This is a genomic window from Paenibacillus brevis (assembly GCF_018919145.1).
Classification (GTDB): domain Bacteria; phylum Bacillota; class Bacilli; order Paenibacillales; family Paenibacillaceae; genus Fontibacillus; species Fontibacillus brevis.
Genome location: NZ_JAHLQJ010000004.1, coordinates 20,662 through 44,522, shown reverse-complemented (window position 1 = coordinate 44,522; position 23,861 = coordinate 20,662). Strand labels below are relative to the sequence as shown.

General features: G+C 54.5%; 21 protein-coding genes. 18 read left to right on the top strand and 3 right to left on the bottom strand.

Annotated elements, in window-relative coordinates; all coding sequences use genetic code 11:
* The 10 genes from KQJ23_RS05590 to KQJ23_RS05545 all read left to right on the top strand — a co-directional run bounded on the left by KQJ23_RS05590 (position 1) and on the right by KQJ23_RS05545 (position 11,908).
* On the top strand, positions 1 to 435 hold the full coding sequence (locus KQJ23_RS05590; RefSeq protein ID WP_216477707.1) for a Fur family transcriptional regulator: 435 nt from the start codon (positions 1 to 3) through the stop codon (positions 433 to 435).
* 2 nt (positions 436 to 437) lie between these two features.
* The gene (gene rpsN / locus KQJ23_RS05585) at positions 438 to 707 is read left to right on the top strand and encodes a 30S ribosomal protein S14 (RefSeq protein ID WP_216477706.1); all 270 of its coding nucleotides are present in this window, start codon (positions 438 to 440) and stop codon (positions 705 to 707) included.
* 180 nt (positions 708 to 887) lie between these two features.
* On the top strand, positions 888 to 1,484 hold the full coding sequence (locus tag KQJ23_RS05580) for an MptD family putative ECF transporter S component (protein WP_216477705.1): 597 nt from the start codon (positions 888 to 890) through the stop codon (positions 1,482 to 1,484).
* Between the two features lie 28 nt (positions 1,485 to 1,512).
* Positions 1,513 to 3,354 carry an ABC transporter ATP-binding protein gene (locus KQJ23_RS05575; protein ID WP_216477704.1) on the top strand — a complete coding sequence of 614 codons (1,842 nt, stop codon included), beginning with the start codon at positions 1,513 to 1,515 and terminating at the stop codon, positions 3,352 to 3,354.
* Positions 3,347 to 5,086 carry an ABC transporter ATP-binding protein gene (locus KQJ23_RS05570; RefSeq protein WP_216477703.1) on the top strand — a complete coding sequence of 580 codons (1,740 nt, stop codon included), beginning with the start codon at positions 3,347 to 3,349 and terminating at the stop codon, positions 5,084 to 5,086. Before KQJ23_RS05575 ends, KQJ23_RS05570 begins: the two co-directional genes overlap by 8 nt.
* On the top strand, positions 5,086 to 5,787 hold the full coding sequence (locus KQJ23_RS05565; RefSeq protein ID WP_249529529.1) for an energy-coupling factor transporter transmembrane component T: 702 nt from the start codon (positions 5,086 to 5,088) through the stop codon (positions 5,785 to 5,787). The genes KQJ23_RS05570 and KQJ23_RS05565 overlap by 1 nt, the downstream gene beginning before the upstream one ends.
* Entirely contained in the window at positions 5,784 to 7,283 is a 1,500-nt protein-coding gene (locus KQJ23_RS05560) for an ABC transporter ATP-binding protein (protein ID WP_249529528.1), read from the top strand. Before KQJ23_RS05565 ends, KQJ23_RS05560 begins: the two co-directional genes overlap by 4 nt.
* Before the next feature lie 2 nt (positions 7,284 to 7,285).
* Positions 7,286 to 8,245, top strand: a complete 960-nt coding sequence (locus KQJ23_RS05555; RefSeq protein WP_216477701.1) for a helix-turn-helix domain-containing protein — start codon at positions 7,286 to 7,288, stop codon at positions 8,243 to 8,245.
* A 119-nt stretch (positions 8,246 to 8,364) separates the two neighbouring features.
* On the top strand, positions 8,365 to 10,167 hold the full coding sequence (locus KQJ23_RS05550) for an ABC transporter ATP-binding protein (RefSeq protein WP_216477700.1): 1,803 nt from the start codon (positions 8,365 to 8,367) through the stop codon (positions 10,165 to 10,167).
* The gene (locus KQJ23_RS05545) at positions 10,136 to 11,908 is read left to right on the top strand and encodes an ABC transporter ATP-binding protein (RefSeq protein WP_430522281.1); all 1,773 of its coding nucleotides are present in this window, start codon (positions 10,136 to 10,138) and stop codon (positions 11,906 to 11,908) included. Before KQJ23_RS05550 ends, KQJ23_RS05545 begins: the two co-directional genes overlap by 32 nt.
* 282 nt (positions 11,909 to 12,190) lie before the next feature.
* Here KQJ23_RS05545 and KQJ23_RS05540 read toward each other — a convergent pair whose 3' ends face one another.
* From KQJ23_RS05540 to KQJ23_RS05530, 3 genes are read right to left on the bottom strand one after another with little or no spacing between them, the layout of a single operon-like run.
* Entirely contained in the window at positions 12,191 to 13,273 is a 1,083-nt protein-coding gene (locus KQJ23_RS05540; RefSeq protein WP_216477699.1) for a CobW family GTP-binding protein, read from the bottom strand.
* 33 nt (positions 13,274 to 13,306) lie between these two features.
* Complete coding sequence (locus KQJ23_RS05535) at positions 13,307 to 14,374, bottom strand: TIGR03943 family putative permease subunit (RefSeq protein WP_216477698.1); 1,068 nt, start codon at positions 14,372 to 14,374, stop codon at positions 13,307 to 13,309.
* 13 nt (positions 14,375 to 14,387) lie between these two features.
* Positions 14,388 to 15,305: a permease gene (locus KQJ23_RS05530; RefSeq protein ID WP_249529527.1), complete on the bottom strand. Its 918-nt coding sequence runs from the start codon at positions 15,303 to 15,305 to the stop codon at positions 14,388 to 14,390.
* A gap of 204 nt (positions 15,306 to 15,509) precedes the next feature.
* Between KQJ23_RS05530 and KQJ23_RS05525 the strand changes: the two genes are divergently transcribed.
* Genes KQJ23_RS05525 through KQJ23_RS05490 form a run of 8 tightly spaced genes read left to right on the top strand, consistent with a single transcriptional unit; the run spans position 15,510 to position 23,815 of the window.
* Complete coding sequence (locus tag KQJ23_RS05525; RefSeq protein ID WP_216477696.1) at positions 15,510 to 15,863, top strand: DUF3024 domain-containing protein; 354 nt, start codon at positions 15,510 to 15,512, stop codon at positions 15,861 to 15,863.
* A gap of 25 nt (positions 15,864 to 15,888) precedes the next feature.
* Complete coding sequence (locus KQJ23_RS05520) at positions 15,889 to 16,701, top strand: AAA family ATPase (protein WP_216477695.1); 813 nt, start codon at positions 15,889 to 15,891, stop codon at positions 16,699 to 16,701.
* A 20-nt stretch (positions 16,702 to 16,721) separates the two neighbouring features.
* On the top strand, positions 16,722 to 17,921 hold the full coding sequence (locus KQJ23_RS05515) for a GTP-binding protein (protein ID WP_216477694.1): 1,200 nt from the start codon (positions 16,722 to 16,724) through the stop codon (positions 17,919 to 17,921).
* A 58-nt stretch (positions 17,922 to 17,979) separates the two neighbouring features.
* Positions 17,980 to 19,023, top strand: a complete 1,044-nt coding sequence (locus tag KQJ23_RS05510; protein WP_216477693.1) for an ABC transporter substrate-binding protein — start codon at positions 17,980 to 17,982, stop codon at positions 19,021 to 19,023.
* Positions 19,007 to 20,014, top strand: a complete 1,008-nt coding sequence (locus KQJ23_RS05505) for a FecCD family ABC transporter permease (RefSeq protein ID WP_249529526.1) — start codon at positions 19,007 to 19,009, stop codon at positions 20,012 to 20,014. The genes KQJ23_RS05510 and KQJ23_RS05505 overlap by 17 nt, the downstream gene beginning before the upstream one ends.
* Positions 20,011 to 20,838, top strand: a complete 828-nt coding sequence (locus tag KQJ23_RS05500) for an ABC transporter ATP-binding protein (RefSeq protein ID WP_216477692.1) — start codon at positions 20,011 to 20,013, stop codon at positions 20,836 to 20,838. Before KQJ23_RS05505 ends, KQJ23_RS05500 begins: the two co-directional genes overlap by 4 nt.
* 18 nt (positions 20,839 to 20,856) lie before the next feature.
* Positions 20,857 to 21,795, top strand: a complete 939-nt coding sequence (locus KQJ23_RS05495; protein WP_216477691.1) for a magnesium chelatase ATPase subunit I — start codon at positions 20,857 to 20,859, stop codon at positions 21,793 to 21,795.
* Complete coding sequence (locus KQJ23_RS05490; RefSeq protein WP_216477690.1) at positions 21,785 to 23,815, top strand: VWA domain-containing protein; 2,031 nt, start codon at positions 21,785 to 21,787, stop codon at positions 23,813 to 23,815. Before KQJ23_RS05495 ends, KQJ23_RS05490 begins: the two co-directional genes overlap by 11 nt.
* Positions 23,816 to 23,861: the final 46 nt, after the last annotated feature.

Here is a 23,861-nt window from a genome sequence, read left to right as displayed (position 1 = left end):
ATGGAGAACCCGGCGGAGAGCATCATTAGCGGGATGGAGGCGGAAGGGCTTCGGATTACCGTACAGCGCAGATTAATCGCCGAGCTGTTCTCCAGCTCCAGAGGCTTTGTACTGCCGCGGCAGGTTCACACCCATATTTCCAGGCATATCCCGGGTGTCAGCTATGACACCGTGTATCGCAATCTTCGTCTGCTCGTGCAGATCAATCTGATCGAGCAATTCGACTTTCCCGACGGTGTGCGGTTCAAGCTGAGATGCGGCCCGGACCATCACCACCATCATTTTATTTGCCAGTCCTGCCATAAGACATACCCGCTGGATTTCTGTCCGGTAGATCAGGGGATTCATCCGCCTGATGGATTTGTGATCCGGTCTCATAAATTTGAAATCTATGGACTATGCGGAGATTGCAGCCGCAGGCCAAAGGAGGATTAAGCATGGCCAAGAAATCGAAGGTCGTCAAGGAATTGAAAAGACAAGCGCTGGTGGAAAAGTACGCCGAGAAGCGCAGAAAGCTGAAAGAAACCGGTGATTATGAGGCCCTGCAAAAGCTGCCTCGCGATTCCTCGCCGACCCGTCTTCACAACCGCTGCTCCGTATCGGGGCGGCCCAAGGGATATCTCAGCAAATTCAAAGTATCCCGGATCGTATTTCGCGAGCTTGCCCACAAAGGGCAAATTCCCGGCGTAAAAAAAGCAAGCTGGTAAGGGATAGCGGGGCAAGCGTACAAAGGGACCAGATCCAGAAGAGTTTCCTTCCGTACGTATGCTCCGCTTCTTACTTAAAAGACGGTTCTATGACATATCGAAAAAAAACTTGATAAATAAGAAACTCTAATTGATAATAATAATCATTATCAATCAAACAATGAGAGGAGATAGCTTTAGATGAAAAAAGGACTTCGTACCAAGGATTACATACTTATCGGGATTTTCAGCATTTTGATTTATGTGGTAAATGCAATTGTAGGCTTTGCGCTTACGCCGGTCATGGCGACTTCCGCCATGCCACTGATTTCCGGCGTTTGCCTCTTCTTCTCGGCTACGGTCTACTTAGTGATGGCAATGAAGGTTGGGAAGCGCGGCGTATTGCTGCTCATGGCGATTGTAACGGGGCTGATCTATACGATCATGGGAGTTCCCCTGATGCTGGCCTTCTTCGCCGTGGCGGGCTTGATCGGTGAAGCGGTATTGCTTGCCGGCGACGGAAGCCAATATCGCCGAATTTCCCGGCAGGCCTTGGCCTATGCCGCTTACGGCGCGTTGTTCGGCTTGGGGGCTTACGTGACGGTGTATGTATACGGCAGCGATTACCTTGAAGCGATGTATGCTGCGGACATGAGGGAGCGGATGTTGTATTTTGCCTATTCCCCGTTCTGGATCGCCGGCAGCATGGTCTTTTCGTTTGTATTGACTTTGCTGGGCAGCCTGCTTGCTGCAAAGTTGCTTCGGAAGCACTTCCTGAAGTCGGGATTGCTCCAATAAATCGGGGAATGAAGGCGGGGAATGGAACATGGAAGCCAAATCCGAAATGACGGGACTGATTAAAATCGCCGGAGAGAAGAAAATCCTTCTGATCACGGCCAGTCTGTTTTCCGTCCTTTCCAGCTTGCTGCAGATTGTACCGTTTGCGGCTGTATACAAGATTATCGAGGAGCTGCTGCTGAATGCAAGAACTCCGGGGTCTATCGATAAGGAACTGATTTTGTTTTGGGGAATGATCGCCTTTGCCGCGTTGGCTGCCGCCTTGATCGCATTATATATCGGCGGGATGTGCTCTCATATCGCGGCCTTCAATATTCTGTATCAGTTGCGGGTACGCTTGTCCGAGCATGTCGCCAAGGTGCCTATGGGCTACCATACGAAAACGGCCACCGGCGAATTGAAAAAGATTATTGAAGTCAGCGTGGAAAAAATCGAGAAATTTATCGCCCACCAGTTGCCCGACCTCGTCAGCGCCGTCGTGATTCCACTGCTGATGCTCGCCTATCTGTTCTGGCTTGATTGGCGGCTGGCGCTGGTGTTGCTGCTGCCGATCGGGATCGGCTTTTGGCTTCAGGCGCGCATGTACGGCAGCGAGAATGGACAAAAAGCCTATCGCGATTTTCAATATGCGGTGGAAGAGATGAACGCAACGGGTGTGGAATACGTCAGAGGCATGCCGGCCGTGAAGGTGTTCGGAATTTCGGCTGATTCTTTCCTGACCTTCAAGCAAGCCGTTGACCGTTATCGGGATATTTCCTTGCGGATTACGGACTTATGCAAATCCTCATATAGTTTGTTTTATGTGATTATCGGCTCCTTGTTTACCTTTGCCGTTCCGGCGGGTATTTTGCTGTTCAGCGGCAACCCGGGGAATCAGGCGTTTGCGATTACCTTCATCCTGTTTCTTGTCGTGACGCCAAGCTTGTCGGCACCTTTGATGAAGCTGCTTTATCTGGGAGGCGGGCTGCGCGAAATCGTGGAAGGCAACAGACGCATCGAAGCCGTGTTCGCCGAGCCCGTTACGGAGGAGCCCGCTGTGCCGCGGATGCCTGACGCTTACGACGTATCCTTCGAACGCGTGGCTTTTGCTTATGAGAACAAGGACAGCAAGGATTACAAGCAGGTCTTGAACGGGATCAGCTTTACCGCCAAGGCAGGGGAGATGACGGCGCTTGTCGGGCCGTCGGGGGGCGGAAAGTCGACCATCGCGAACCTGCTGCTTCGTTTCTGGGATGTTCAGGAAGGAGCGATCACGATCGGCGGTGTCCCGATCCGCGAGATGGGGACGGAGAAGCTGATGGACGCCGTTTCCTTCGTCTTCCAGGATGTGCACCTCTTCTACGACACGATCGAGGAAAATATCCGGATGGGTAACACGAAAGCCACCCGGGAAGAAGTGATTAAAGCGGCGAAGACCGCCTGCTGCCACGAGTTTATCGAGCTGCTTCCGCAAGGCTACGATACGAAAATCGGAGAGGGCGGCACCTATCTCTCCGGCGGAGAAGCACAGCGGATCGCCATCGCCCGGGCTTTGCTCAAAGATGCGCCGATTCTGGTGCTGGACGAAGCGACGGCTTATGCCGATGCGGAAAACGAACATAAAATCCAGCAAGGCCTGGTTGAACTGGTGAAGGGAAAAACGGTGCTGATCATTGCACACAGACTATCCACCATCCGCGGGGCGGAGCAAATTCTGGTCGTGAACCAGGGAGAAATCGTCGAACGCGGCACGCATGACGAGCTGCGCGGCAGGGGCGGCCTGTACGAGCAAATGTGGCAAGCCCATATTAGCGCCGCATCCTGGAAATTGGGTGCGGGAGAGGGTTTATCCGGCCGGGTTGAAGTCAAAGGGGGGGCAGGGCATGAATAGATACTTTTACAATATTTCGGGCGGGAATACCCGAAGTCTGTTGCCTTCCAGCGTGGCTGCTCTGCTTGACGGAATTGCCAAGATCGTTCCCGCGGCGCTGCTGGTCGATATTTTCAATACAATATACCGTGCCTTTGCGGAGCCGGAGACAGGGCTGAATATCGGCCGCTTGTGGACAGTTAGCGTAGTTTTGCTTGTATGGCTGGCAGTGGAATATGCCGCTTATACGTCGCTTTACGACAAAACTTATAAAGCGGCTTACAGCCTGGCGGCCTCGGGCCGGCTATCCCTGGCCGAGCATATCCGTCATCTGTCCCTTGGTTTCTTCGGAAGACGGGATCCAGGGGACATCACCAATTTGCTTCTCGGAGATTACGGACAGGTCGAGCATACGATTTCACACAATGTTCCGCAGTTGATCAGCGCGATTATGCTGCCGGTTCTCGCTTTGGGCGGCCTGCTCTTTCTGGATTGGCGTATGGCGCTCGCGATGTTCGTTGCCATTCCTTTCGGGGCGTTATTGCTGTGGCTTACGGATTCGGTTCAGGCCCGGTTAAGCGAAAATCACGTCAAAGCGAAAAATGAAGCAGCCAGTCGGCTGCAGGAATATTTGGCAGGAATCCGGGAAATCAAGGCGCACAATATCGGCGGGAAACGCTTTGAGCGTCTTCGTCAATCCTTCGATCATTTGAAGCGGGCTTCGATTTCTTTGGAGGGAATCATGGGCCCGATGATTATGGGAGCGATGCTCCTTACGCGCTCCGGCATGACACTGATGATTTTTGCGGGCAGCTACCTGCTGGTGGGAGGAACCTTATCGCTGCCTGTCTTTCTCTTGTTCCTGCTGGTAGGAACCAAGGTGTTCGAGCCGCTGACCGTCGTGCTGATGAACTATGGGGAGATGCGGTATTCAGCTTACAGTGCCCAGCGGATCATGGATGTTCAGCAGGAACAGCCGCTGCAAGGAACGGAAGCCGCCCGGCCGCATGCGCCGATCGAATTCGATCGGGTCACCTTTGGATATGATGCCGACAAGCCGGTGCTTAAGGAGCTGTCCTTCCGGATCGAACCGAACACCATTACCGCCCTTGTCGGGCCTTCCGGCAGCGGTAAGAGCACGGTAACCCGCTTGCTGGCCCGCTTCTGGGATGTTCAGGAAGGGGAGATTCGGATTGGCGGCCGGGATATCAAAGCGATGGATCCGGCGAGCTTGCTGGAGGATATATCGATGGTATTCCAGGATGTCTATCTGTTCCAGGATACGATCGGCAATAATATTCGCATCGGCAAGATGGACGCAACCCAGCAGGAGATCGAGGAAGCGGCCAGACGGGCGTGCTGCCATGAGTTTATATCGAGACTGCCGCAAGGCTATGATACGCCGATCGGAGAAGGCGGATCTACACTGTCGGGAGGGGAGAAGCAGCGGATTTCCATTGCCCGGGCGCTGCTGAAAAATGCATCGATCGTGCTGCTGGATGAAGCGACGGCTTCCCTTGACCCTGAGAACGAATCGGCGGTTCAGCAGGCCATCAACGAGCTGGTTGACGGCAAAACGGTCATTTTGATTGCTCACCGCCTGAAAACAATTCAGCATGCAGATCAAATTATCGTGCTGGAGCAGGGACAGCTGGTCGAGAAAGGAACCCATACCGAATTGCTGGACAAACAGGGATTGTATGCCCGCTTATGGAGCCTGCAGCAAAATACGGACGGGTGGCGTGTAAAATAATGAAAATTTTGATCGAGGCGGACCCGCGCACTCAACTGATGATCGTGTTGCTTACCAGTGTTGCCGTCTTTATAGCGGATTTTAGTGTGATTCCCTGGATTATACTTGTTGTCGCCTTGTATTTGTTCGCGCAAGGAATCTACAAGCAGACCGCCCAATATTTGCTCGCTGCTCTGGCCTTGTATCTTCTGCAAATCTGGGTTTCGATCTCTTCCCTGGAAATCATGACTATTTTTCGATTCCTGACTTTCCTGGGCCTGCGTTTTATCCCTGTTCTCATGAGCGCCTTGGCGTTAGCCCGGGTTCCTTCCGGAAAATTGATCGCTTCGCTGCGAAAGATCGGACTGCCGATGGGCCTATTGGTCACGCTCGCGGTCAGCTTCCGCTTTATGCCTGTGATGAAGCTGGAGTATGAGGCGATTCAGATTTCGGCGAGATTGCGGGGAGTATCGGTTGTCTCGCCAAAAAACTGGCTCAGGCCGCTAAGCACGTTTGAATATACGATCGTTCCTCTCATGATGAGAAGCTTGAAGATTTCGGATGAATTGGCTGCCTCTGCGACGACAAAAGGCATTGATCACCCTGGCCGAAAAACAAGCATTTACCAGATCTCGCTGGGTTGGCGGGATGCTGTTCTAACGATCGCCTATATCGGCTTACTGGTTGCGGTACTCGTTAAAGGGGGAGGGGGAGCTCTATGACACGGATGCAAGCCGTCATTGAAATGAAAGATGTTTCTTTCCAATACAATAACGCCCAGGAGCAATTAAAGCATATTGATCTGACCCTGTACGAAGGGGAGTTCGTGATCCTTACAGGGCCCTCGGGCAGCGGAAAGACGACCCTTACCCGTCTGGTGAACGGCTTGATTCCAAGCTTCTATGAAGGACGGCTGAACGGCTCGGTGCTGCTCCGGGGGAAGCCTATTGAAGAGATAGAACCGTGGAGCTTCGGACGGATGGTCGGAAGCGTGTTTCAGGATTCCCGCAGCCAATTTTTCACCTCGATCGTCCAGGATGAGATTGCCTTTGGCGGAGAGAATTACGGAATGGAGCCAGAGGATATTCGCCTGAAGGTGAAGGGCCTGGCGGCGGAAAGCGGTTTAACGCCTTTGCTTCTGAGCGAGGTGCACAAGCTATCCAGCGGCGAAAAGCAAAAGGTAGCTGTCGCTTCCGCAAGGGTAACCGATCCGGAAATCTTCGTGATGGATGAGCCTTCAGCCAATCTGGATATGGCTGCGACGGGACAACTGGCGGACATTCTTGCCGGGCTGAAGTCGGAAGGCAAGACACTGCTTATCGCCGAGCACCGGCTCTACTATTTGCTGCCGCTGGCGGACCGGGTCATCTATATGCGGGACGGCAAAATCGAGGCGGAGTGGATGCCGGAGGAACTGCTTGCCTTGCCCGATGAGAAATTGGAGGCATACGGGCTAAGATCTCCGGTCGTCAAGCGCCCCGTCTCCTTCGGCCTTGATTCGAAGGAGGGCAGGCCGCAGGAACGGATGACCTTGCGGGGCGTCACCATCTCGCCGGGAAAATTCAAGCCTGCAATCCTGAAGGATATCAGCTTTTCGCTGAAAATCGGTGAGGTGACCGCCATTACGGGGCCTAACGGTGCAGGGAAGACGACCTTGGCCAAAACCTTGTGCGGCCTGCTGCGAGAGGCGGCCGGAGAAATTCTGATCAACGGAAGCCGGGCGGCGGCGAAGGAGCGGCTCGGCAAGCTGTGGTTCGTCATGCAGGACAGCGATTACCAGCTGTTCTCGGACAGTGTCTGGAACGAGCTGATGCTCGGTCATGAGCGGGAGGCAGACGCAGCGGAGCGTGCGGAGTCGCTGCTCCGGCGTCTGGATTTATGGGAGGTTCGCGACCGGCATCCGGCCTCCTTGTCGGGCGGGCAGAAGCAGCGCGTTACGTTTGCCGTCGGGTTGATGAATCGGCCGGACATTCTGATTCTGGACGAGCCGACCTCCGGGCTGGACGGGGAAAATATGCGCCGCGTGGTGAAGCTGATTCGCGAGATTGCCGCATCCGGGGTTACGGTACTGGTCATCACGCATGATTACGAACTGGTGTATGGCGCTTGTCAGCGGCTGCTGTTCTTCAAGGATCATGGACTGGAGACCGAGCATCCGGTGTCGGCTGCCCATTATCCCGAGGTGATCCGGTTAATGCAGACGCTGCAGGCGGGATAGCGATGGGAAGCGGAGAATTGTTCTACGGAAGCAATGTTGCTATCAGCGCGGCGGGTGAACACTGTACGGTGTATAAGATGAAAGATGCGGCAGGGGAAGGAAGCATGACGCGCTATCGGGTACTCCCCGGTATTGATTTGCTGTACAATCATTTTCGTACACAGGGGTGTATTTCGGAATTTCGGCCGGAAGTAGAGATGCTTGCCATCGATCATTGCCGGGAGGGGCGCATCGAGTGGAACCTGAACCCCGGCTCCTGTCTCTACCTGGGAGAAAGAGATTTGCAGATCGGCACGCGGGAGAATCATGCGGGAGGTTTCGCTTTTCCGCTCGGCCATTATCAAGGGATAACGGTAGCGGTATATATGGAGGAAGCCCTCAGCACCCTTTCGACCGCGCTAGGAGGACTGTCCGTCGATTTACCGGGCTTGCGGGATAAGTTTTGCCGCGGAGGGAGAATCTTTGTGATGCGTGCAGATGAGTCTATACAGCATATTTTCTCTGAGCTTTATACGGTTCCCGGAAAAATCAAGATGGATTACTTTAAGGTCAAGGTGCTGGAGTTGCTGTTGTTCTTGAGCGCAGTGGATGTGCCGGCGGAAGAAACGGAGCGTGCCTATATTCCGAAAAAACGGGCGGAAGCGGTTAAGGCCGTCATGGGTTATCTGGCGGAAAACCTGGACAAGCGCTTCACGACGGAACAGCTGTCTTCCCGGTTCGGAATCCCGGCGACCTCCTTAAAAGAATGCTTTAAAGCAGTCTACGGCACCTCCATCTATGCTTACATGCGTTCATACCGCATTCAGGCCGCCGCGGCGCTGCTCCGTCAAAGCGGGGATAGCGTTGCAAGCATCGCGGCCGAGGTGGGGTACGATAATGCCAGCAAATTTGCCTCCGCCTTCAAAGCGCTAATGGGTGCGTCGCCGCAGGAGTATCGTAAATCGGTTGTCCGGATGGAGTGAATCGATGCTTTTTGGAGTGGAGGATACGGGTGCAAATTTATAAGATGGGGATGGTCGGCGGCTGCCGGCCATCCCTTTTTTGCAAGGGGGAAATGAAACAGGAATGAGGAGGAGTAGACGTGAGGGAGAAAAATTGGCTGGGGATCGTCCTTTCCTTTACGGCCGGAAGCCGGCGCCAGCTGAGTGTATCGGTTCTGTGCGCGGTGCTTAGCGTGGCATGCGGTCTCGTCCCTTATGCGGGCGTGTATCATATGATCGTTTTATTTTTCGGAACGAACGAATTGGAGCAGGGCATCTGGTTCTGGACGTTCGTATGTCTGGCGGGATATGCGGCCAAGCTGGCGTTCCATGCGGTATCCACCACGATGGCCCATCAGCTTGCTTACAATATCCTGGAGCGCATGAGGCTCCGGATTGCCGATAAATGGATGTCCGCTCCGCTGGGTACGGTGCTCAATCAAAGTGTGGGCAAGCTGAAAAGCGTGATTATCGATCGCGTGGAGACGATTGAGCTTCCGCTCGCCCATCTGATTCCTGAGGGAATATCCAATTTGCTGCTGCCTATAGGTGTATTTGTCTATTTGCTGGTGATCGACTGGCGGATGGCGCTGGCGTCACTGATCACCGTACCGATTGCCGCAGTAGCTTACGCCGTAATGATGCGGGCGTTCAACCGGCAGTATGCCGATTATATGGAATCCGGCAACCGGGTCAACGGCGTGATCGTGGAGTACATTGAAGGGATCGAAGTGATCAAGGCGTTTAATCAGTCGGCAGCATCCTACGAAAAATACGAGAAAGCGGTCGAATCATTCAAGGATTACACGTTAAGCTGGTTCAGAAGCACCTGGAAGCTGATGAATTTCGGCGGAGCTGTCTTGCCGTCCACCTTGCTCGGCACGATGCCCGTCGGAATGCTTCTGTACCTCAACGGCTCCCTGAGCCCGGCGGAGCTGACGATGTGCCTGATCTTGTCTTTGGGTATCGTGGCGCCGCTTACCAGCTTTACGGTATTCGTGAACGATGCTAAAACGATCGAATATGCGGTAAAGGATGCTTACGGTTTTTTACATCTGAAAAGCCTGGACGACGCGGTGGAGCGTGTAAGCTTGCCTTCTTATGATATCGAGCTTGACCGGGTGTCCTTTTCATATGATGCAGATCAGAACGGGGAGGAGAATAGTGGGACCTGCCATGAAGCGCTCAGGGATTTCAGCCTCAAGCTGAAGGAGGGAAGCTTTACCGCCCTGGTTGGGCCGTCCGGGAGCGGCAAATCGACAGTGGCCAGGCTAATCGCCCGGTTTTGGGATGTCGGTGCAGGTGAAATCCGGGTAGGAGGCATCAATATCAAGCAGCTTCCCTTGTCCCAACTCGCTGAGCATGTGAGCTTCGTGACCCAGGACAATTTCCTTTTCCATTGTTCGCTGATGGAGAACATCCGGCTCGGCAATCCACATGCTGCGGATGAGGAGGTTATTGCTGCGGCCAAAGCAGCCTGCTGCGATGGCTTTATCGGCAAGCTGGAACACGGATACGATACTTCCGCCGGGGAAGCCGGAGGGAAGCTATCCGGCGGAGAGAAGCAGCGGATCGCGATTGCCAGGGCGATTCTGAAGGATGCCCCGGTAGTGATTCTCGACGAGGCTACCGCATTTACCGATCCGGAGAACGAGGATAAGCTGCAAAGATCGATTGCAGCCCTGACCCGTGGGAAGACCCTGCTTGTGATCGCGCATAGGCTGTCGACTGTCAAGCATGCGGACCGGATCGTCGTCATGGAGAAGGGACGGATTGCGGAGAGCGGCACTCATGACGAGCTGCTAGCATCCTCCGGCTTATATCGAAAAATGTGGGAAGCCCATATCGGAGCCAAGCATTGGGCAGCCAATCATGAGATGGAAGTGGGGATGGATCATGCTTAAATCTCTAGGGCGTATTGTGAAATGGAGCGGTGACCGGAGAAAACGGCTGTATCTTGGCTTTGTCTATTCATTCTTTCATACGATCTTCACGGCGCTTCCGATTATGGGGGCCGCTCACGGACTGAATCTCATCCTGGCGGATCACCGGGGAGAGGCGGAACTGTCCTCCTGGTGGGTTGGCGGCATGGCTGTCTTTATGGTTGCTGCGGTGGCCGGGCGGTTCTGGTTTGCCTACTTGCGAGCCGTGGCGCAGGAGAGTGTCGGCTATGAGGTGACTGCGGAGCAAAGAATCCGAATCGGCGGTATTTTGAAGCAGGTGCCGCTCGGCTTTTTCGATAAGAAGAATGCGGGTGAAATCGCTTCGGCGGTAACGACGGATCTGTCGTTCATCGAGATGCTGGGAATGAAGATGATCGATGTGGTGGTGAATGGTTATATCAGCGCTTTGACCCTGGTGATTTGCCTTGCTTTTTACAGTCTTCCGGTTGCCCTGGTTGCGTTGGCGGGTATCCTGCTATCCGCCTTATTTCTCAAGCTGCTGGGCTTGCAAAGCCGCAAAAACGCGCCGGTTCATCAGCAGGCCCAGGATAATATGGTCTCAGCTGCGATCGAGTATATTCGGGGGATGCCGACGGTCAAGGCGTTCAAGCAGGATGGCGTCTCCAGGGAAGGAGTTCGCCGCGCTTTTCAAATGAGCAAGGAGATCAATATTAAAATCGAGAAAAATTACGTCCCTTATAATACGCTTCATCAATTCGCGCTTAAGGCAGCCTCGGTAGGAATCGTAGCCGTATCTGCCCTGCTTGCCGCCCGGGGAGTGATGGATTTGCCGACCATGCTTATGATGTCGATCTTTTCCTTCGTCATTTTCGGGCATGTCGAGTCGGTTAACAATGCTGCTCATGTGCTGGAAGTGATCGATGTGACACTGGACAAGCTGGAGGATATCGAGCAAGCGGAAGGGAGCGATCGGAATAGCCGGGATCTTGCGTTATCGGCTTACGATATTTCGTTCCGGGAGGTGAGCTTTGCGTATGATGACCAGCGGGACGTATTGAAGGATATCTCGTTCGTTATTCCGCAAAATACGACAACGGCTATTGTCGGGCCTTCAGGCAGCGGGAAATCGACGATTTGCCGTCTGATCGCCAAGTTTTACCCGGCGGACCGGGGCAGCGTATCGGTTGGAGGCATCGATGTCAGCGAAATTCACGGCGACAGCCTGCTTCAGCATATCAGCATGGTGTTCCAGAAGGTCTATTTGTTCCAGGATACGATTCTGAACAATATTCGTTTTGGTAGGCCAGAGGCCAGCTTCGAGGAGGTTGAGGAGGCGGCGAAGAAGGCCTGCTGCCATGAGTTTATTATGGCTCTTCCAAGCGGCTACGAGACGGTGATCGGTGACGGCGGCTCCACGCTCTCCGGAGGTGAAAAGCAGCGTATTTCCATTGCCAGAGCCATGTTGAAGGATGCGCCGATCGTCATTCTGGACGAGGCGACGGCCAGCGTGGACCCGGAAAATGAACAGGCCATCCAGCAGGCAATCAGCGCGCTGGTGCATGGCAAGACCATCGTCATCATCGCTCACCGGCTTGCCACGATCCGGAATGCGGATCAGATTCTTGTTCTTGACGAGGGCCGGATTGTACAACGGGGTAAACATGAGGAGCTTATCACGCAAGAAGGCATCTACCGGCGGTTCATGGCTATCCGCCAGACGGCGGAGGGCTGGGAAATGTAGCGCGGCTCGCGGCACCTCCCTTGCAAGTAAACGAGCTAGCACCTTCCTCTCTATCAATTCGATAGCAGTAAGTTGAGCCGGTAGTTTATCAGCCTTCTCTCTTTGGGAGCATGTAGTTCTTACGCAGTTCTGTAGTGAGAGGAGTTAGCTGAAAAGAGTGAGTGAGGTGCAGAGAGTTTTTATACGAAAAATCACACAAATACTAGTTGAGATCAGCTTATCCTGCTATGCAATACAAAAAAACAGCGCAAACCGTTCCGAATGGGTTGCGCTGTTTTCATTTCAACCGATAGAACGCCAAGCATCAAGCAGTTCGTGTTCGTCCAGATCATAACCGATGACGACCAGATAATGCGGCCCATTATACGTCGTGCGCTCATGGCGGAGCTGCTTTCCTGAAAACTGGATCAACGACGCCTCGGCATGGGAAGCACCGCTCAGGGAGACATATCCTTTGACGCGGAGCACGTGGCTCCCCTGGTTTTTCAGCAGCTTCTCCAGCTTTTTCAGGGAAAAGGGGCTTTCGCTGCTAATCGGAATATAGATGGTCTGGACCCGGGAGAAGGAGCGATGCTCATGATCGTGATTATGATCGTGATTATGTCCATGCCCGTGACTATAATCATGCCTGTGCTTTTGTCCATCACCGTGCCCATGCCGGGAGCCGGAACGGCCTTGATGTTCCGAAGACTGGTGCGGTGCCGAGATAACCTTGAACGGACTGGATGCTTTGGCCTTGAGGCGCAAGGGAGTCAGACCCCGCAGCACACTTTCAAGCTCGATTTTGGCCTGTACGGCATAAAAAATAGCAGCTTGCTCATTATGCTTTCTGACCAGACGCTCGACCTTTGACAGATGGTGATCTGAGACCAGGTCCTGCTTATTAACGACGATCACATCCGCTACATCCAATTGGCGCCGCAGGGTGTGAACGAGCTGTTTGTCGGAGGCAAAAATACTGTTATAGTCCAGCACATGCTCCGCATCAATGACCGTGACGATGTTGTGCAGCATCACCTTGTCAAGCAGATCGGGCTCAGCCATCGCATCGACGACTTCCTCGGGATTGGCCACGCCGGTCAGCTCGACCAGAATGACATCGGGAGCCAGCGCAAGCAGTCCCTGGATCGATCCGGATATTTCCGATTTCTTGCTGCAGCATATACAGCCGTCGAACAGTTTTTCCAGCGGGATATCCCCGGCAGTCTGGGACAGGATCATACCGTCCACATCCGCTTTGCCGAGTTCATTCATCAGAATGGCCGGCTTCAGCTTCCGGCGGTGCATCTCTTGGATCAGCTCAAGCAGCAGCGTGGTCTTGCCGCTTCCCAAAAAGCCGGAGATGACAATAACAGGTGTCTTCATAGGCTCCTCCTTATCCTTCAAGTCCTTTGATCATCATGGGATACTGACATCCAGAAAATCAAAGTTAGGGTAAATATATGGATTGTCCGGTGCAGGTATGACTTCGGATTCAGTCACATCCACTTTAATGATGGTGTTTCCGTTGTATTGCGTCTGACCGAGGGTTCCCTTCAGCCGGACCCAGGTGTCGTCGGCAAACCCGGAGGCCTCGGGGAACTCGGTCAACACGCCATAAGGAGTCGCGTCGGCGGTACAGCACTGCACGGCGATTCGTCCAACGACAAGCTGGTTTTTGTCCAGATTTTTTTCCCGGTACACGAATCCGGTCAGCTCGATTTCTTTGCCTGCAAACTGCTCCTGGAAGGTGACAATGGTAGTAAGGATCTCCATATAAATGTCGGTCTTGACCTCGATGACCGGCTGGGCGTACAGACGCTCAGCCAATACGGCCAACTCCTGTTCGAAGGCATCCGCGCCAATGAATATGGGATCGGCAGATATCCCGGAGGCTCCGTCTGTGGCTATTGATTCGCCCGAAGCGTTCTCTTCACTATCCGCCGAAAGGGAGGTATCGGAGCTCTCATGGTTTGCGGAACCCTCAGCGTTACCGGCAGCAGCGTTTGAATTGTTGCCAGCAGCATCGTCTGAGATGTTAACGGCAGCTTCGCCTGAAATAGCGGCCTGCTGCTGCGCGTACATATCGCCCAAATTGGGGGCTGTAGATGCACCCAAAATCATGCCTTTCTTGCTGGCAAAGGAGCCGCCAAGCACGGTATCGGGCAGCAAGAATCCAAGCAGGAGCGGCAGAGCAAGCATGGCGTACAGGAAGCCGGATTGGAACCAGGATTTCTCCTTGGTGCCGCTGCAGCAGTCGCATTCGATAATGGAGCCCCGATAAGCTCTATAGGCGATAAAGCCCTGAATAACGGCCAGGGCATAGACGACAATGGACGAGATTTTGACAAGCGGCCGAATACGAATGCCGATATACAGCTGAAGCGTATCACTTTCGACCAGAAACGCAATATACACAGCCAAGCCTAGCAGAATAACGGTTCTGGCTGCATGATGGAGCACGGTAGTCCGCTGCTGATTTTTCATGGAAGGCACTCCTTTACGAGAAAGATTTTAAAAATAGCTGATCCCATCCAATGCTGAATGCCAGAACAATCAATATGATAATTACGCTCAAGGCGGCAACAAATTTTGTCTTGAATACAGACAGCAGCATAAGTGTGCTCTTCAGATCAAGCATCGGCCCAAGCACCAGGAAGGTAATCAGCGAGCCGGCCGAAAAGGTGCTTACAAAGGAGGAGGCCACAAAGGCATCCGAGGTGGAGCAGATCGAGAGTATGTAAGCAAATCCGGCCATCAGCATATGAGAGGAGATCGGACCGTTCCCGTAGGCCGCCAGTTGTCCCGTATTTACAAAGGTGTGGATCAGGGCGGTGATCAAAGCGCCAAGGGTAAGGTATTTGCTCATCTCAAAAAATTCGCTGGTCATATGCATGAACATCGAGGTGACCTTTCCGGTACCCGGGGGATGCGTGCTGCTTCCAGCTCCTTCATCATACAGGGTCTCCATGCTTAGACGAAGCGGATTATAACGAATGAAGCGGTAAATGAGAAGACCCGCGACGAGCGCGACCACCAGAGCCAATCCCATCCGTGAGTAAAGGATCTCGGGGCGGCTGCGAAAGGCGGTGTAGGTAGCAAAGAAGACAATCGGGTTCAGGATCGGTCCGCTCATAATAAATACGGCGGCGATATAGACAGGCATTCCTTTGGCAATCAGTCGGCGAATGACCGGAACCATACCGCATTCACAGATCGGAAAGAGCACGCCGAAGAAGCAGGCAAACAAAATGCCGAGTAAAGGGTTCTTTGGTACCATCCGTGCGATGAATTCCTCGGATACGAACATTTGCAGCAGGGAGGATGAGATCACGCCCAGCAGAATGAACGGAAGTGCTTCCAGAAATATGCTGATGAATATCGTTTTGAACGTTAGGAGTTCGGATGAAAAGTTCAATGCAAGCAATGACATGACTGTATATAAGTCCCTTCGATGAATGATAATGTTCCTGTTCTATTTTAATCGTAACAAATACAAATAACAACAAGATAAACGGTTGACACACAAAGAAGTGATCAGTATACTATTCACATCGTAAAAATTACGATTTAATATCTAGCTTAGCAAATTACAGGCGTGATATGGGGTGTTGGTGTTAATATGGACGAATTTACGATTCGAAGATTGGAAGCTATCTTGAACGGCTACTTTGAAGCGAAGGTTCCGAAGGAGGTCCGGTCTTCCGTGCGTTTAAAATACGTATGGGACGGGAAAGCAATGATTCTCTTTGAGGAGCGGCCCCATTTCCACGGACGGCAATGGCTTAGTACGGCTATCGTGCAATTTCGTCTGGAGCGCAATCAGTGGAACGTATACGCCCAAAATGCGAGCCATGACTGGGTACCCGTCAAATCCATTGCACCCAGTCCGGACTTTGAACGGCAGCTTGAGCAGGTCGAACTGGATCCTGAGGGGATCTTCTGGCCCTCTGGCGACTGGGCTGAAACATTCTGACTAAGAGTAAGAGGAGCATCCATGAATGAGTAAAAACAATGTAAACCACCGGCTTCCACGGTCCAAGGGGACCGACATGGCGACCTTTTATACGCCTAAAGAGTGCAGCAAGAAAGTAAAACGAATCGTATTCTCGCCTGTTAACCGCCAGATTGTCGAGGAATTCATCTCCATCATCGGCTTGAAGGAAAGATTCGAGCAGTATGATGTGCCGATTCCCAACAAGATCGTCATGTTCGGCCCTCCCGGCACAGGAAAGACACTGACAGCCTTTTATATCGCCGCACGCCTGGAGCTCCCTTTGATTTTGGTCAGGCTGGATTCGATGATCCATAGCCATCTGGGAGAGACCGGAAGCAATGTCCGCAAAATATTCGACTATGCCAAGACAACACCATGCGTTCTGTTCCTGGATGAGTTCGATGCGATTGGAAGAACGAGGGACAATAATGATGAAGTCAAGGAAATGGCCAGGGTTGTCAATACCTTGCTGCAGTCCCTGGACGAATTTGAAGGGAACAGCATCTTCATCGCAGCCACCAATCTGGAGGAAGAACTGGATCAGGCGATCTGGCGCCGCTTTGATACGAAGATGAATTACTGTATGCCGGACGATGCAGGAAGAACTGAATTTATTTCATTGCTGCTGGATGGCTTCGAGCTGGACGGACCGATTCACGAAGCGGCACTAAGCCTGCTCGCGGGCTGCAGCTTCGCCGATATGGAACAAATCGTTCTCAAAGCCAAACGAAAGGCCATCATGGAGGACGGTTCTCTATCCCGAAAGCATCTGGAGGATGCGCATTCGGAATACAGACCTAAAGCTGACAACAAATAAGGATAGGAGTTGGGTGAAGCATGAGCGTGCTGGCTGGAGAAGAAAAGAAAATTCCGGTAACGGTGTTAAGCGGTTATCTGGGTGCCGGGAAAACAACCATTCTGAACCATGTGCTGAACAATCGGGAGGGACTGAAGGTTGCGGTGATCGTCAACGACTTGAGCGAGGTGAACATCGATGCCGGATTGATCCGGGAGGGCGGAGGCTTAAGCCGCACAGAAGAAAAGCTTATTGAAATGTCCAACGGCTGCATATGCTGTACGCTTCGTGATGATTTGCTTCAAGAGGTGGAGCGCCTGGCCAGGGATAACAGGTTCGATTACATACTGATCGAATCGACGGGGATTGGAGAGCCTTTGCCCGTGGCTCAGACCTTTACTTATGTGGATGAGGAGCAGGGCATCGACCTGTCTAGGCTGACCCGTCTGGATTGCATGGTAACCGTCGTGGATGCTTACCATTTCTGGAAGGACTACAATACCCGGGAGACCTTGCAGGACCGCAGCCAGGAAGCAGGAGAGGGAGATACCCGGGGCGTCGTCCATCTGTTGATCGATCAGGTGGAGTTCTGCGATGTGCTGATCATGAACAAATGCGACATGGTCAGCGAAGACGAACTGGTCAAGCTGGAAACGGCCCTGCGGAGCCTGCAGCCACGGGCGAAAATCATCCGTGCCAGTCACGGCCAGATAGATCCGAAGGAGATTCTGAATACGCATTTGTTTGATTTTGAAGCGGCGAGCCGGTCGGCCGGATGGATTCAAGAGCTGCAAAAGGAGCATCACACCCCGGAAACCGAGGAGTACGGCATATCCTCTTTTGTGTATAGCAGAAAGAAGCCTTTCCATCCAGAAAGACTGCTGCAATGGCTTGGAAGCTGGCCGAAGGAGGTTGTGCGGTCCAAGGGGATCATGTGGATTGCCACGCGCAATCATCTGGCGGTCTCATTTAGTCAGGCCGGTGTTTCCAGGCAGCTTTCACCTGCGGGGCTATGGGTTGCCGCCTTGTCGGAGGAAGAACGTCTTGCCTACTTTGGAGATGAATTTGTCAAATCTCCGGATTGGGACGAGCAATGGGGAGACCGGGTAACCAAGCTTGTATTTATCGGCGTCGGGCTGGATAGGGAAAAGATTACCCGCACGCTTGACGAGGCCTTGTTGACAGAGGATGAAATGGCAAGCAACTGGCGTGCATTGAACGACCCGCTCCCTAAATTCTAATTTCATATCTATAAATAGTAATAATTACGCTTTAACTTCATGGAGGAGGAAGAAAACGATGCGTTCATTAAAAAAAACAACACTTATTCTTTTAGGAGGTCTGATGCTGGCGGTGGCAACGGGGTGTGCTTCATCGCCTGCCGCTGACACTGCGGCGGAAAAGCAGGAAGCAAGCGCTCCGGCGTCTGCGGAGGAAACGACGGAGTCTTCATCCGTGACGGAAGAGACTCAGGATGAGACTTTTCTATCGTTTACGGATGATGCCGATCGCGAGGTTACACTTCAGGCACAGCCGCAGAAAATCGTCGTGCTCTCCCCGCAATTGCTGGATCTGCTGTATGCGGTCGACGGTACCGCTATAGCTAAGGCTACCTCAACGGGAGGAACCATTCCGGAGAAAGCGAAGACGATTGAGGATGTCGGCGGCATGACCACCGTGAATACGGAAAAGCTGCTGTCCTTGAAGCCGGATCTGGTAATCGGCTCTACTTCGTTCCATCGTGAGCTGGTAAACGTTCTGGAGGCCAGTGAGGTTCCCTTTGCTCTCTTCACGCTCAGCACCTATGACGATTTGAAGGAAAAGGCCCAGCTGTTCGGCAAGCTGGCCGGTACGGAGCCGCAAGCGAACGAAGCGCTGGCAAAGCTGGAGAAGCAGATCGGCGATTTGACGGACAAGGTGCCCGCAGATCAGGCGCCTACCTTCATTATGCTGAACGTCACGCCGAGCAGCATTAGCGTGCAGCGGGAAAATACGGTGGGAATCGAGGTCGCGGAAATGCTGCATATGAAAAATGTAGCTGCTGCGCTGGAGGCATCGCAAAAGAGCCCGTCTACCGCCCCGTTCAGCTTGGAAAAGATCGTAGAGATGGACCCGGATTATGTCTTTGTTCTTATCCACGGAGCCCGCGAAGATGGAGAGAAGAAAGTCGAAAGCGATCTGTCCAACCAACCGGCATGGGCTTCGCTGCGTGCGGTCAAGGAAAAGCGCATGGCCATCTTGCCCTCGGATCTGCTGCTTTCGAATCCGGGCTTTCGGCTAAACGAGTCGGTCGAGTATCTGGCGGAGCTTGTATATCCTGACGTGTATGGCAATGAAAACTGACATCAAACGGGTATCCGCTCCGAGAGGCGTCTTCGTATTAGCCGCCATGGCAATTGCGGCAGCAGCAGGGATTGCGTTTAGCATCGGAACCGGAGCCGTTTCGATTTCGCTGGAGGATATTTGGAGGTATTTGTTTCACGGGTTTGACGGACCGATGAAAGAAGTGATCTGGAGCATCCGTCTGCCCCGCACGCTGGTAGCGGCCTTGGTCGGCGTGAATCTGGCCTTGTCCGGAGCCATTCTGCAGGGGGTCATGCGCAATCCGTTGGCTGATCCCCATATTATTGGCGTTTCTTCGGGGGCAGGGCTGCTTGGCATCATCATCCTTATTTTATTTCCGCAAGCTTGGCCCCTGCTTACGCCGGCTGCATTTGCCGGCGCCTCGTTGGCAGCTGCTATCATCTATTTGCTGGCCTGGAAGCAGGGCGTCCAACCGGTCCGCATCATTCTCGCGGGGGTGGCGGTGTCCGCTTTTCTAGGCTCCGGCATTTCCGCGCTGCTTACCTTTTATAGCGACCGTGTCAACGGAGCGCTTGTATTTCTCGTTGGCGGGCTGGCTGCCAAAAGCTGGCCGGAACTGCAGATGATGCTTCCGTATTCCTTCGCTGGAGTGGCGCTGGCCTTGGCCGGCTCCGTGCATTTAAATCTGCTCTCCCTTGGAGATTCCAATGCGCGCGGCCTTGGCCTCAAGGTAGAGACTACCCGCCTGGTATTGACGGCTGTAGCGACTTTGTTGGCCGCCAGCGCCGTCAGCGTGGTGGGTCTGCTCGGCTTTGTGGGTCTGATTGTGCCGCATTCCGCCCGGCTGCTGATCGGAAGCGACTATCGGCTGCTGCTGCCCGCCTCGGCGCTGCTCGGCGCCGCGGTGGTCACCGTCTGTGATACCTTGGCTCGTCTGATGTTCGCACCGATCGAGCTGCCTGTCGGAATTATACTGGGAGCGCTTGGCGCTCCGTTCTTTCTGTATTTGCTAAGGAGGGAAGGAGAATGACAGCATTGCTGCTGGATCAGGTTTCTGTCAATTACCACAACCGATGCGTGATCGACCGTCTGGATTGGCAGGCGGAGGAGGGGAAGATCTACAGCATTATCGGTCCGAACGGATGCGGCAAAAGCACCTTGCTGAAGGCGATCTCCGGTCAATTAAAGACGGCAGGGGGCTCGATTTTGCTGGAAGGGAAGCCGCTTGAAGGCTATTCCAGGCGAAGTCTGGCCCGTCAGTTATCCATGCTGCAGCAAAGTCAGGATAAGCTGCCGGACATGACGGTGAGAACCTTGGTCGGCTATGGGCGCTTTCCTCATAAACCGCCTTGGGCCGGTCAGCGCAAGGAGGATGAGGCCATCGTCGATTGGGCTCTGGCACAGACAGGGACTTGGATGTTTGCCGACCGCAAGCTGTCCGCCTTATCCGGCGGGGAACGCCAGCGGGTGTGGATCGCGTTGGCGCTGGCGCAAAAGCCGCGCCTTTTGCTGCTTGATGAGCCGACAACCTATCTGGATGTCAGCCATCAGTGGGAGATCATGGAACTGATTTCCGATATTAATCGAAAACATGGCATGACCATCATCATGGTCTTGCACGATATGAATCATGCGGCGGCTTATTCCGACGAAATCATGATGATGAGCAAGGGAAAGGTACACGCCAGCGGGTCACCGGAAGATACGATTACCGAACAATCCCTTGGCGAAGTGTTCGGCGTGAAGGGGCGCATTGAGCGCGATCCGGTCAATCAACGGCTGAGCTGTCTTGTAACGGGGCTGCTCCCGAACAGAGAGCAGGCGCAGACGGCCGAAGCAATCTATGTGCATTAGGAAATGGAGAGGATAACGATGAATATAGCACCTGATGTATTTCCGTTCTCGGCCATCGTCGGTCAGGATGCGATGAAGAAGGGGTTGCTCCTGAATCTTGTGGATCCGCGGCTTGGCGGGGTGCTGATCCGGGGGGAGAAAGGCACGGCCAAATCGACGGCAGTCCGGGCGCTCGCCGATCTGATGCCGGGGCTTCATGTCGTCAACCTGCCGGTCAGCGCTACGGAAGACCGCGTCGTCGGCACGCTGGACATTGAGCATGCAATCCGTGAGGGAGAAAAAAGGTTTGAGCCGGGTTTGCTCGCTGCGGCTCACGGACATATTTTATACGTGGATGAGATTAATCTGCTGGATGACACCATCGTGGACGCCTTGCTGGACGCTGCCGCGATGGGTGTAAATACGGTCGAACGGGAGGGCGTGTCGTATTGTCATCCCTCCCGTTTCATTCTGATCGGGACGATGAATCCGGAGGAAGGAGATCTGCGTCCGCAGCTGCTGGACCGATTTGCGCTGTCCGTGGAAGTAGGGGGAGAGCGGGAGGTGGAGACCCGTATGGAGGTCGTCAAGCGACGCCTTGCCTTTGATGCGGATCCTGAAGCGTTTCGACGCCAATATGCGCGAGAGCAATCGGAGCTCCATCACCGGATTTTGCACGCTCGAGAGCTGCTTACGAAGATTGAGCCTGCCGATCAGCTGCTGGAATGGACTGCCAAGGTCGGCATTCGGCTGGAGGTGGACGGTCACCGCGCGGATATCACGCTGATGAAGACGGCGATGGCGCTTGCCGCCCTGGAGGGCAGAACCTGTGTCCTGGCAGATGACATGGTAGAGGCGGCTTCGCTCGTAATGCCGCATCGGATGCGCAGAAGACCGTTCGAGGATGGAGCATACGGGACGGAGACGATTAAGGATCGGCTCGGCGATCTGCTGCTGGAGGCCGCGAATGTGCTCTGACGGCGGTTCCTTGTATCCCTTCTGCGCCGTTGTAGGTCAGGAGCGGGCCAAAAAAGCGCTGCTGCTGCATGCCGTGAATCCGTCGGTCAAGGGAGTTCTGCTGGCCGGAGAGACGGGGACGTCAAAGACGACGCTTGTTCGCGGCTTTGCTTCTCTGGTTCCGGAACGCAAGGAGCTCCGCATTCCGCTTCATGTCGATGACGACCGGCTCTTTGGCGGCTTGGAAACGGCAGCTGCCATCCGCTTTGGCGAGAGAACATTTTCTTCCGGTTTGCTGGCCGCAGCGGACGGGCAACTGTTGACGATAGATGATGTGAACCTGATGAGCGAAAGGGCGCTGAACGCAATTTTGTCAGCTGCAGAACTAGGCGGCTTCGAAAGAGTGCATGAAGGGACAGCCGGTTGGCAGGGGTCTTCCTTCCTGCTGCTAGGGACAATGAATCCTGAAGAGGGTCAGTTGAATCCTGCTTTACTTGACCGCTGGGGACTTTATGTCCGGGTCGGCACCTCGTTCGATCCTGCTGAACGGGCGGAAATAATCACCCGCAGGCTGGCCTTCGAGCGGGATCCGCAAGCATTTGCACGTGCCTTCGAGCCGGAGTCCGAGGCGCTGCGGAAGAGGCTTGTGCAGGCGCAGGAGTGCCTGGCCGCCGTCCGGATCGGCGAGCCGATGCTGCGCCTGACCGCCGAAATTGTCAGGGAGGCGGGATGTTCGGGGCAGCGCGGAGAAATTCTGCTTGCGGAGCTTGCTCGCGCTTTGGCAGCCTGGGAGGGCGAGCCGGAGGTCCGTGCCGGGCATGTGCAGGAGGCGGCCTGGTTTGTCCTGCCGCACCGCATGCGCCAGGCGGAGAGTGACGCCGGGAGACAAGCAGCGCCGGAAAAAGAACCGGACCGCGGCCAGGGATCCGTCGAACAGCCGCCGGAGCAAGCGCCGTCATCTGCTGCGCAGGAGGATGACATGCAGCCTGACGGCTCTCCGTTGCCGGAGGCCGACAGCGGGGAAGCAGCGCCAGAACCGGAATCAGCACCGGAACAAACGCCAGAACCGGCGCTTGGGAGTGCTGCTGCCGGGGACGGCTCTGCTTCCAGCGGGGAGGGCGCTGCATCCGTGCCTGCGCGTGCCGTCGTGGAGGCGGTAGGCCGGGATTTCGGTGTCCGCCGGATTGCCTTTGCTCCGCCGCGCACCCGCTTTAAGGCTAAAGCGGGCAAACGCAATCCGGCGAGCGGGGGCGGACGGTCCGGCCGCTATGCGCGGTCGGAGACGCCGCGAGGACCGGTCTCCGACCTGGCGCTCGACGCCACGCTGCGGGCGGCGGCTCCTTATCAGCAGGCCCGCCGCTTGCGGCAAGCTGCTGACGGCGGCGAAGGCGGACCGCGCGTGTTGGTCGAGGGAAGCGACCTGCGCATCAAGGTGCGGGAGAGCCGAACGGGGACCGCGCTGTTGTTCGTCGTCGATGCCAGCGGCTCAATGAACGCGGCCAAGCGGATGAGAGCGGTCAAGGGTGCGGTGCTGTCGCTGCTGCGCGACGCTTACCGGCAGCGCGACAGCGTCGGCCTGGTCGCCTTTCGGGACAGCGGTGCAGAGCTGCTGCTGGATATTACGCGCAGCGTCGAGCTGGCTGAACGCCGGCTGCAGTCGATGCCCGTCGGCGGACGAACTCCGCTATTGGCCGGGCTGGAGAAAGGCGCGGAGACGATCCGATCGATGCAGCGCAAGGGCAGCGGGCTCATTCCGGCAATGATCATCATGACGGATGGAAAAGCGAACGCGGGCACCGCTTCAGGGCTTGACCTTTGGCAGGAAATTCGCGGCATTGGAAGCCGTATTTCGGCATCGGGAATCCAGGCCCTGGTCATCGATACGGAGCAGGGATTTGTCCGCCTTGGCTACGCCCGCAAGCTGGCGGAATGCATGCAGGCGCAGTATTTGCGGCTGGAGGAGCTGGATGCCGGCGTGATCGAACGTGCGGCAAGGAGCTTAATGCAGGAGCGCAAGAGCGTGGGGACGGCTTTTTTATAAAACTTTTGAACATTTACTTTTTATATATACGTGGGGAGATGAGAGG